Annotated in this window: 11 protein-coding genes; 8 read left to right on the plus strand and 3 right to left on the minus strand. The window is 74.4% G+C overall.

Features of this window, described 5'->3' with window-relative positions; genetic code table 11:
* Positions 1-109 precede the first annotated feature (109 nt).
* From ACFSHS_RS21140 to ACFSHS_RS21150, 3 genes are all read left to right on the plus strand, one after another.
* A complete protein-coding gene (locus tag ACFSHS_RS21140) occupies positions 110-1,714 on the plus strand; it encodes a sensor histidine kinase (protein WP_376880512.1) in 1,605 nt (534 codons plus the stop codon).
* Complete coding sequence (locus ACFSHS_RS21145) at positions 1,711-2,412, plus strand: response regulator (RefSeq protein ID WP_376880515.1); 702 nt, start codon at positions 1,711-1,713, stop codon at positions 2,410-2,412. The genes ACFSHS_RS21140 and ACFSHS_RS21145 overlap by 4 nt, the downstream gene beginning before the upstream one ends.
* Before the next feature lie 152 nt (positions 2,413-2,564).
* Positions 2,565-2,960: a universal stress protein gene (locus tag ACFSHS_RS21150; protein ID WP_376880518.1), complete on the plus strand. Its 396-nt coding sequence runs from the start codon at positions 2,565-2,567 to the stop codon at positions 2,958-2,960.
* 59 nt (positions 2,961-3,019) lie between these two features.
* Here the strand turns inward: ACFSHS_RS21150 and ACFSHS_RS21155 are convergent, their stop codons facing one another.
* On the minus strand, positions 3,020-3,748 hold the full coding sequence (locus ACFSHS_RS21155) for a GntR family transcriptional regulator (protein ID WP_376880520.1): 729 nt from the start codon (positions 3,746-3,748) through the stop codon (positions 3,020-3,022).
* A complete protein-coding gene (locus tag ACFSHS_RS21160) occupies positions 3,745-4,806 on the minus strand; it encodes an Ldh family oxidoreductase (protein ID WP_376880522.1) in 1,062 nt (353 codons plus the stop codon). Before ACFSHS_RS21160 ends, ACFSHS_RS21155 begins: the two co-directional genes overlap by 4 nt.
* An 83-nt stretch (positions 4,807-4,889) precedes the next feature.
* Here ACFSHS_RS21160 and ACFSHS_RS21165 point away from each other — a divergent pair, with 83 nt between their 5' ends.
* The 4 genes from ACFSHS_RS21165 to ACFSHS_RS21180 are packed head-to-tail and all read left to right on the plus strand — an operon-like array spanning position 4,890 to position 8,197.
* A complete protein-coding gene (locus tag ACFSHS_RS21165; protein WP_376880524.1) occupies positions 4,890-5,207 on the plus strand; it encodes a putative quinol monooxygenase in 318 nt (105 codons plus the stop codon).
* A complete protein-coding gene (locus tag ACFSHS_RS21170; protein ID WP_376880527.1) occupies positions 5,204-5,677 on the plus strand; it encodes a cupin domain-containing protein in 474 nt (157 codons plus the stop codon). Before ACFSHS_RS21165 ends, ACFSHS_RS21170 begins: the two co-directional genes overlap by 4 nt.
* Complete coding sequence (locus ACFSHS_RS21175; RefSeq protein WP_376880529.1) at positions 5,674-7,086, plus strand: NAD-dependent succinate-semialdehyde dehydrogenase; 1,413 nt, start codon at positions 5,674-5,676, stop codon at positions 7,084-7,086. Before ACFSHS_RS21170 ends, ACFSHS_RS21175 begins: the two co-directional genes overlap by 4 nt.
* 13 nt (positions 7,087-7,099) lie before the next feature.
* On the plus strand, positions 7,100-8,197 hold the full coding sequence (locus tag ACFSHS_RS21180; protein WP_376880532.1) for an isocitrate/isopropylmalate dehydrogenase family protein: 1,098 nt from the start codon (positions 7,100-7,102) through the stop codon (positions 8,195-8,197).
* On the opposite strand, the gene ACFSHS_RS21185 is transcribed toward ACFSHS_RS21180, so the two are convergent.
* A complete protein-coding gene (locus ACFSHS_RS21185; RefSeq protein ID WP_376880534.1) occupies positions 8,194-9,384 on the minus strand; it encodes an MFS transporter in 1,191 nt (396 codons plus the stop codon). The two genes, ACFSHS_RS21180 and ACFSHS_RS21185, sit on opposite strands and share 4 nt — an antisense overlap.
* 81 nt (positions 9,385-9,465) lie before the next feature.
* Here ACFSHS_RS21185 and rraA point away from each other — a divergent pair, with 81 nt between their 5' ends.
* A complete protein-coding gene (rraA, locus tag ACFSHS_RS21190) occupies positions 9,466-9,954 on the plus strand; it encodes a ribonuclease E activity regulator RraA (RefSeq protein WP_376880536.1) in 489 nt (162 codons plus the stop codon).
* The last annotated feature ends 121 nt before the right edge of the window (positions 9,955-10,075 follow it).

Consider the following 10,075-nt stretch of genomic DNA (forward strand, 5'->3'; position numbering starts at 1 on the left):
AGTGCGCAATGAGCTTTGTGGTCCTTGTGTCCACGCCCGGCCGGCGCCGCGGCCGTGCTGGACTGGCCGCATCCCGTCCGTTCCTCCCTCGTGACGTCAGGAGACGCAGGTGACCCGGCGGCGGCTCTCCCTGGCCGGCCAGTTGCTGGCGCTGCAGGTGGTCATCATCTGCGTGGTGCTCGCCGGCGTCGCCGCCGTGACCGTCGCCCAGTCGACCCAGCGGGCGGAGGAGACGGAGGGGCGGCGGGCCCTGGCCGTCGCCGAGACCTTGGCCAACGCCCGCATCTTCCGCGAGGCGGTGGCCGAGCGTGGCGTGGCCTACGTCCGGATCGCCGCCGAGAGCACGCGCAGCGTCTCCGGCTCCGAGTCGGTCGTGGTGGCACTCGCCGACCGCACCGTCATCGCCAGCGCGGACCCGGCGCAGCTCGGGGACCGGTACCCCGTTGGTGACAGCACCGTCCTCACCGGCCGGGCATGGCTGGGGGAGCGCGAGGTCGCCGGCAGCCCGGCCGCCGTCGCCATGGTGCCGGTGCTGACCGGACCCCGGCGGGAGGCCGCCGCCTTCGTCGTGGTCACCCGTCGCTATCCCTCGGTGCTCGACGGGCTGGCCGCCGCGGCCCCGAACCTGCTCACCTATCTCGGGCTGGCCAGCGCGCTCGGCATCGGGGGATCGCTGCTCGTCGCCCGCCGGGTGAAGCGGCAGACGCTGGGCCTGGAGCCACTGGAGATCGCCGGCCTGGTCGAGCACCGGGATGCCATGCTGCACGGCATCCGCGAGGGCATCGTCGGGCTGGACCTGCGCGGGCGGGTGACCCTCGTCAACGACGAGGCCATCCGGCTGCTGCGCATCCCCGGCGACGCCATCGGCCGCACGCTGACCGAGCTCGGGGTGGGGGAGGAGCTGCTCGACGCCCTGCTCTCCTCGGACGTGGAGCGTGACCGCCCGGTGCCCAGCGCCGGCCGGGTGCTGATCCTCAACCGCCTGCCCATCTCCAGCCGGGGGCGGCCGATCGGCTCGGTCACGACCCTGCGGGACCGCACCGAGCTGCTGGAGCTGCGGCGCGAGCTGGACCTCACCCGGCACGTCACGGACACCCTGCGCGCCCAGGCCCACGAGTTCGACAACCGGCTGCACACCATCGCCGGCCTCATCGAGCTGGGCGAGGCGGAGGAGGCAGTGCGGTTCGTGCACCGGGTCAGCTCCAGCCGGTCGGAGTTCAGCAGCGAGGTCACCGCGGCCGTGCGGGACCCCTCGGTCGCGGCGCTGCTCATCGCCAAGGCCAGCCAGGCCGCGGAGCTCGGCGTCGACCTGCGGATCGCGCCGGAGTCGGCCCTCCCGGTCCTCGGCGACCAGCTCAGCAGCGACGTCGCCACCGTCGTCGGCAACCTCGTGGACAACGCGCTGGACGCAGCGTCCACCGCGCCGCAGCGCTGGGTGGAGGTCGGCCTCGGGCTGGTCGACGGGGACGTCGACGTGGTGGTGCGGGATTCCGGCCCGGGCGTGCCCCCGGGCATGGAGCGGGAGATCTTCCGCCGCGGGGTGTCCACCAAGGCCGGTGGCCAGGGGGAGCGCGGCATCGGGCTCTCGCTCGTGCACCTGGTGTGCACCCGCCGGGGCGGGGACGTGACGGCGAGCTCGACGGGCGGATCCACGTTCACCGCCCGGCTGCCCGCCGATCCCGAGACGGTCGACGGCGCGCTGGTGGACGCATGATCGGCGTCCTCATCGTCGACGACGACTTCATGGTCGCGAAGGTCCACGCCGGGTTCGTGACGGCGCTCCCCGGCTTCGAGGTCGTCGGCACGGCGTCCACGGGCGCCCAGGCGCTGGAGGAGGTCGAGCGCCTGCGGCCGGACCTGGTGCTGCTCGACGTCTACCTGCCGGACATGACCGGCCTGGAGGTGCTCCGGCGGCTGCGGGCGAGCGGGTCCCAGGTCGACGTGCTGGTGATCAGCGCGGCCCGCGACGTCGAGAGCATCCGCAGTGCCCTGCACGGCGGCGTCCTCCACTACCTGGTCAAGCCCTTCGACCGGGCGACGTTCGCGGCGCGGCTGCGCGACTACGCCGCCCTGCGCGAGGACCTCGGCGAGCTCGAGGAGGCCGGTCAGGTCGACGTCGACCGGTTGTTCGGCCTCTCCCGCGGCTCCGCGGACCGGCCGGCCGGGCCGCCGACGCCCAAGGGCATCGCGCCCGAGACGCTGCAGCTGGTGCGGGCGACGCTCGCCGCCGCCGGCGGGGAGGGGCTCTCCGCCACCGAGTGCAGCGAACGGACCGGGCTGGCCCGGGTCAGCGCCCGGCGCTACCTGGAGCAGCTGGTCGCCCTGCAGGAGGCCGACGTGCGGCAGCGGTACGGGACCGCGGGCCGGCCGGAGCGCCGGTTCACCCTGCGGGGACAGCGCCGGCCGGGCTGACGGAGGACCACCTGCCCCTCACCGCTCGCACGCTCGCGGCGTGACTCCGCGGGGGCCATCCGATGACACCTTCCCGGCGTGGACGCAACGACCGAAACGTCCGTTAGGTCCGCAATGCTGACGCCGTCCCCGCGGTCGGCGACGCTGCCCGCATGACGATCGTCGTGGGCTACGTCCCCACACCGGAGGGGGAGGCGGCGCTGACCGCCGCCATCAGCGAGGCGCGTCTGCGGGAGGAGCCGTTGCACGTGGTCAACACCTCGCGCGGCGACTCCCTGGTCGACAGCCGGTTCGCCTCGGAGGAGGCCCTCGCCGCCGTGCGCGCGAAGCTCGACGGCGCCGGGGTGGTGTACGAGATCGACCAGCACGTCAGCGGGCACGAGGCGTCCGACGAGCTCGTCGACATCGCCGACCGGGTCAAGGCGAGCCTGATCGTGATCGGCCTGCGCCGGCGCACCCCCACCGGCAAGCTGATCACCGGCAGCCAGGCGCAGCGGGTCCTGCTCGACGCGCACTGCCCGGTGCTGGCGGTGAAGGCTTCCTCCTAGAGCCCCTGTCCCGGGTCCCGGCCTGAGCGTGCGCAGGGTGGGGGAGACGAGGTCCTTCCTCAGCCGAGGAGGTCCAGGCCCTCGCCCGGACCCCGCGCGAGGTTGCGGAAGATCGTCTCGAGGCTCTGCGCCAGGTGCTCGGCGATCGCGGCCGCCGCGCCGTCAGCGTCCCCGGCCAGCAGGGCGTCGCACATGCGCAGGTGCTCGCCGACCGAGACCTCGACGCGCTGCGGGTCGACGTGCGAGAGGTTCCGCAGCCGCGCGGTGTGCGGCCGCAGCTCGGCGATCGTGCGCCGCAGGTGCTCGTTGCGGGTGGCGCCGATGATCGCCCAGTCGAACCGGTCGGCCAGGTCGTAGAAGGCGCGCGAGCGTGCCTGCGAGGGGGCCCGGCGCGCGATGCGGGTGAACTCGGTCCGCATCGAGGCGAAGGCCCGGCGCAGCTCCGGGTCGGCCGCCGCGGCCTCGGTGGCCTGACGCATCGCCGCCGGTTCGAGCAGCCCGCGGAAGTCGAACAGATCGCGGACGCTCCGCAGCGAGACGCGCGACACCCGGGCGCCCTGCCGGGGCACCAGGTCCACCAGGCCCTCGGCGGCCAGCCGGCGCAGCGCCTCCCGCACGGGGGTCCGGGATGCGCCCATGCGCTCGACGAGCCCGAGCTCCGACAGCGGCGTGCCGGGCGCCAGCTCGCCGAGCTCGATCTCCTCCTTGAGCCGGCGGTGCACCAGATCGGCCTTGCTGACGTCGGTCCTGCCGGCGTGGGCCTCGACACCCTCGGACGCAGCGGTCATCGGTCCTCCTCCGCCGGGAAGGGCACCCCCGCCTCGGCGGCCAGCGCACGCAGGTCGGACAGGGACTGCTCGGCCAGCACGACCCCGCCGGCGGCGAGATTCGCCGCCTCGGCGCGGTCCTCCAGCTCGCCGGGGTACAACACCTCGTCGAAGCCCTGGGCCAGCGGAACGGCCTTCACCTCGTCGATCAGCTGCCGCACCCGCGCCTCGTACCCGGCCCGGTCGCCGAAGGCATCGGGGTCGAGGGCGAGGAAGAGGTGCCCGCAGCCGCTGCGTTCGCCGGCCTCGTACGGGCCGTGCACCCCGGTGCCGACGGCGCTGCCGGTCAGGGCGCCCGACAGCACGTCCATGAGGAAGGTGATCGCGTACCCCTTGTGCCCGGCCATGGGCAGGATCACGCCCAGCACCCCCTCCGCCGGGTCCGTGGTCGGCGCCCCGTCCGCGGTGAGGGCCCAGGTCTCCGGGATGGCCGCGCCGCGGTTCCTCGCCAGGTAGATCTTGCCCCGGGCCACCGCGGTGTTCGCGATGTCCACCACGACGACGCGGCCGTCGGGCCCGGGTGCCGCGATCGACCACGGGTTGGTGCCCAGGACCTTCTCCCGCCCGCCCCAGGGCGCCATCGCCGGGCTCGCGTTGGTCGTGAGGACGGCGACGAGCCCGTCCCGCGCGGCCCGGCGGGTGAAGTACATGGCCGTGCCGAAGTGGTTGGAGTTGCGCACCCCGACCACGCCCACCCCGTGGGTGCGCGCCCGCTCCACGGCGAGCCGGCGGGCGCGCTCGGTGAGCACCTGACCGATCCCGTCGCGGCCGTCGAGGAGCACGAGCGGCCCGGTGTCGGAGAGGACCGCCGGGTCGGTGACGGCGCGCATCGCCCCGGACCGCAGCCGGGCGGCGTACCAGGGCAGGCGCAGGAAACCGTGCGACTGGTGCCCCCAGAGATCGGCATGGACGAGGCTGTCGGCGACGAGGGCGCCGTCCTCGGCCGGGACGCCCAGCGAGGAGAGCACCCGCGTCCCGAAGTCCCGGAGGGTGGGCGGCGCGATCCGTGCTTCCTGCATGTCGACCCCTTGCGCGCTCAGCTGTACTTGTTGCTGTATACAGTACGGCATACAGCTACCCCGACAGAAGCGGAGAACGGCGAATGTTCAGCCTGGTGGTCCAGATGCAGGTGCGCCCCGGCGCGCGGGAGGAGTTCCTCGCCGGTATGGCGGCGAACGCCGAGGCCTCCGTGCGCGACGAACCGGGGTGCCTGCGCTTCGACGTCTCGGCGGTCGCCGCCGACGGGAACCGCTTCTTCCTGTACGAGCTCTACACCGACGCCGAGGCCTTCGAGGCCCACAAGGCGTCCCCGCACTTCGCGCGGTGGCGGCAGGTCGCCGAGCGCGTGCTCGTCCCCGGCAGCCAGGTCAACACGGCCGGCGAGCTGCTGTCCACGCACACGTCGGAGGTGTCCGCATGACCGCCGCCGGCCCCTCCGGCCAGCCGGCCCCGCCGTCGATGGTCCTGCGACCGGAGCACATCGAGCGCTTCAACCGCGGCAACGGTGTCGTCACCATCCCGTTCGTCGGCAAGTGGAACTGCGCGGAGAACCGGGTCACCACCGGGATGACGGTGTTCTCGCCGGGCACCGGCATCCCGCTGCACTCGCACAACGTCGAGGAGACCGTCCTGGTCTTCGAGGGCGAGGCCACCGCCGTCGTCGGTGACGACGAGTTCGACCTCGTCGCCGGCCAGGCCACCTGGGTGCCCGCCGGCGTCCCGCACTGCTTCCGCAATCGCGGCGAGGGGTCGATGACGATCTACTGGGTCTACGGCGGCCGCGATGTCACCCGCACGATCACCGCCACCGGTGAGACGTTCGAGCACCTGTCCGACAGCGACCGCGGCGCTGGACCCGTGCGCCAGGGCGACAGCGCCACGTCGGCATGAGCACCGTCGTCACCGTGAACCCCGCGACCGGGGAACGCCTGGCCGAGTACCCGGCCTTCTCCGACGCCGACGTCGACGCCGCCCTGGACCGGGCGGCCGCCGCGCAGGTCGACTGGGCGGCGCTGCCGTACCCCGAGCGGGCCGCCGTCCTCCGCCGCACGGCAGAGATCCTGCGGGCCGACGTCGAGCAGCTCGCGCTCCTGGTCACCCGCGAGATGGGCAAGCCGCTGGCCGAGTCCCGCGCCGAGGTGGAGAAGTGCGCGACGGCGTGCGACTACTACGCCGGCCACGCGGGGGAGTTCCTCGCCGACGAGCCGGTGGCCACCTCCGCCGACCGCAGCTGGATCGGCTACGAGCCGGTCGGAGTCGTCCTCGCCGTCATGCCGTGGAACTTCCCGCTGTGGCAGGTGCTCCGGTTCGCCGCCCCGGCGCTGATGGCCGGCAACGCCGCGCTGCTCAAGCACTCGCCCAACACCACCGGCTGCGCACTGGCGGTGCAGCGCGTCCTGGCCGACGCCGGCGCACCGGACGGGCTGTTCGCGGCTCTGGTGATCGCGGAGCCGGACGTCCCGGCCGTCACCCGCCGGCTGATCGGCGACCCGCGCATCGGCGCCGTCACCATCACCGGCAGCGAGCGGGCCGGCCGCGCCGTCGGCTCCGCCGCGGGCGACGCGATCAAGAAGTCGGTGCTCGAGCTGGGCGGCTCGGACCCGTTCGTCGTCCTGGCCGACGCCGACCTGCCGCGGGTCGCCGCCATGGCCGCCCGGGGTCGTTACCTCAACGCCGGCCAGAGCTGCATCTCGCCGAAGCGGTTCGTCGTCGAGGCGTCCGGCGCCGAGGAGTTCACCCGGCTGCTGGTCGCCGAGGTGGAGTCGCTCACCGTCGGCGATCCGGAGGCGCCCGGCACCGACGTCGGCCCGATGGCCCGCGCGGACCTCCTGGACGGCGTGCACCGGCAGGTCGAGGCCTCGGTCGCGAAGGGCGCCCGGCTGCTGGCCGGCGGCCGCCGGCTCGACGGCCCGGGCACCTTCTACGCGCCCACCGTGCTCGCCGACGTCGCGCCCGGTCAGCCGGCCTACGACGAGGAGATCTTCGGCCCGGTCGCCACGGTGATCGTGGCCGACGGGGACGACGAGGCCGTCCGCGTCGCCAACGACACCCGGTTCGGCCTCGGCGCGAGCGTGTGGACGGCCGATCCGGAGCGGGGGATCGCCGTGGCGCGGCGGATCCGGTCGGGCGCGGTCTTCGTCAACGCCGTCGTCGCCTCCGACGTCCGCCTGCCCTTCGGCGGCACCCGCGCCAGCGGCTACGGCCGGGAGCTGGCCGCGGCCGGCATCCGCGAGTTCGTCAACGTCCGCACCTGGTGGGTCCTGGACGAGCCCGCCGTCACCGCCCCCGCGTCCGAGTAGCCCGAGGAGAGAGATGACCACGAACCGCCGCTACCGCCTGGGCGTGATGCTGGGCGACGGCATCGGGCCCGAGATCGTCCCCGCGTCCGTGCGGGTGGTCGACGCCGCCCTCGCCGCGGCGGGCGCCGATCCCGTCGACTGGCAGGAGCTGCCGCTCGGCGCCTCGGCCATCGAGGAGCACGGCAGCGCCATCCCGCCGGCGACCCTCGAGGCGCTGGCCGGCATGGACGGCTGGCTGCTGGGGCCGCACGACAGCGCCGCCTACCCCGAGCCGTTCCGGAGCCAGCTGAACCCGAGCGGGGCCATCCGCAAGCACTTCGACCTGTACGCGAACATCCGCCCCGCCCGCGGATTCGGCAGCGGGACGGCGATCGCGCCCGACACGGACCTGGTGATCGTCCGCGAGAACACCGAGGGCTTCTACGCCGACCGCAACACCCACGCCGGCACGGGCGAGTTCATGCCCACGGCCGACGTGGCGATCTGCCACGGCGTCTTCACCCGGCCGGCGGTCGAGCGCATCGCCCGGGCCGCGTTCGACCTGGCGCGGCGCCGGCGGAAGAGGCTGACGATCGTCCACAAGGCGAACGTCCTGCAGCTGAGCTCCGGGCTGTTCAAGCGGATCTGCCTGGAGGTCGCGGAGGGCTATCCCGACGTCGTGGTGGACGACTTCCACATCGACGCGATGACGGTGCACCTGCTGCGGCGCGCGGCGGCCTTCGACGTGCTGGTGGCCGAGAACATGTTCGGCGACATCCTCTCCGACATGGCCGGCGAGCTGGCCGGCTCGCTGGGGATGGCCCCGTCGATCAACGCCTCGGACGACCGGTGCATGGCGCAGGCCGCGCACGGGTCCGCGCCCGACATCGCCGGCGAGGGACTGGCGAACCCGATCGCGATGATGCTGTCCGCCGGCATGCTGCTCGACTGGCTGGGCCGCCGGCACGGCGACCAGCGGGCGGTCGACGCCGCGGTGCGGGTGGAGGACGGTGTCCGGGCGGCGGTCCGCGGCGGGGTCAGCACGCGGGACCTGGGCGGCGAGGCCTCGACCGGCGAGTTCACCGACGCCCTGGTCGGGCGGATCGCTGCGGCGGCTCCTGCACGGAACTAGGTGCCCGGACCGCCGTCCACGGCCAGCCGGCGGGCCGCGACCGCGACGGCCGCGAGGGCCCCGGCGGTGGCCGCCAGCACCCCGGCCGCGCCCACCCCGGCGGCCACCAGGCCGACCGCGCTCGGGATGAGCACCTGGCCCAGCCGGTTGCCGGTGAGCCGCAGCGACATCGCCCGTCCCCGCAGACCGGCCGGTGCCACCTCGGCCAGCCAGGACATGGTGAGCGGCTGACCGACGCCCAGGCCCAGGCCCAGCAGGACCACGACCGCCGCCATCGCCAGCGTCGGCATGGGAACGGCGAGGACCGCCATCGACCCCGCCGACAGGGCCACGCTGACGATCATCAGCCGGCGCCGGCCGACCAGCCGCACCAGGTGACCCAGGAACAGGCGCGAGGTCATCGAGGCGACGGCGCGCAGCGTCAGCAGGAGACCCACCACGCCCGCGGCCAGGCCGCGATCACTGCCGAGCGCCGGTAGGTAGACGAGGGTGATGTCCACGGCCGCGAGCACGACGCAGCTGATCAGCAGGGCCCGCAGCAGCCCGGGCAGACGCAGCAGGACGCCCATGCCGCCGCTCTCCGCCGCGCCGACGGCCCGTTCCCGGGCCGGCATCCGCAGGAATGCCGTGCAGACCAGCAGCACCACCCCCAGCGCCGTGGCGGTGAGGAAGATCGGGGTCGTGTCGGGGAGTGCCCCGCTGCCGCCGATCAGCGTGATGAGGGCCGGCCCGGCGGCCTGCCCCAGCGATGCGGCGAACGTGTAGTAGCCGAACGCCGTGTCGAACCGGCCCGGGCCCGCCGAGTTCGCCACCGCCGCCTGCTGCCCGACCACCGACAGCAGGTGCCCGGTGCCCAGGACGACGCTGCCCACGACCAGCCCCGCCGCGCCTCCGCGCTCGGTCGCGAACACCGCGCCGGACGCCGCCATGAGCACCGCCCCGACGAGCATCACCCGCCGCTCCCCGAAGCGGTCGGTCGCCTGACCCGACGGCACGGCCAGCACCAGGGGAACGACGGCGAAGGAGGCGGTGAGCGCGCCCAGCCAGGCGGCGGGCACGTCCAGTTCGAGTGCCCGGTACGCCGACGTGGGCCGCAGGACGAAGGTGATCACCTGGGTGAGCGCCGAGTGCAGCAGGAGCAGCACGAGCAGTCGCCGTCCGCCCGGCGCCCGTTCCCCCGAAGTCACGACGGAAATCTATGGGCTGCGGCGGGCGCCGGTCGGCACCGGCCGGGCACGCCCCCCGGGCCGGGGCGGCAGGATGGCCGGATGACCACCCCCGCCACCACCGACCTGTGCGACGCACACCCCGAGATCCAGGTCTGCGACCCGGTGTTCCAGATCTTCGGCGGCAACCTCCGGTTCGCCGGGCCGATCACCACGCTGAAGGTCTTCGAGGACAACACGCTGATCAAGCAGGCGGTCGAGAGCCCGGGCGAGGGCCGCGTGCTGGTCGTGGACGGCGGGGGATCGCGGCGCTGCGGCCTGGTCGGCGGGAACCTCGCCGTCTCCGCCGCGGCCAACGGCTGGGCCGGCCTGGTCGTGTACGGATACATCCGGGACGCCGACGAGCTCGCCGAACAGCCCCTGGGCATCCGTGCGCTCGGTGCGTTCCCGCGCAAGAGCGAGCGGGGGCTGCACTCGGGACAGGCGGGCCGGTCGGTCGTCTTCGCCGGCGTGACCTTCCGGGAGGGCGCGTGGCTGTGCGCCGACCGCGACGGGATCGTCGTGCTGCCGGAGGCGCCCGCCGGGACCTGACGGGCCGGAACCCGGCGGGATGTCAGCCCCGGCGGAGGAGACGGGTCAGCCGGTGGGTGCGGCCGGCAGTGAGCTCCGCCGGCGTCGGGGGCGCCGGTTCGGTGGCCGGTTCCGGACCGGC

Source organism: Blastococcus deserti, from assembly GCF_042682525.1.
Classification (GTDB): domain Bacteria; phylum Actinomycetota; class Actinomycetes; order Mycobacteriales; family Geodermatophilaceae; genus Blastococcus_B; species Blastococcus_B deserti.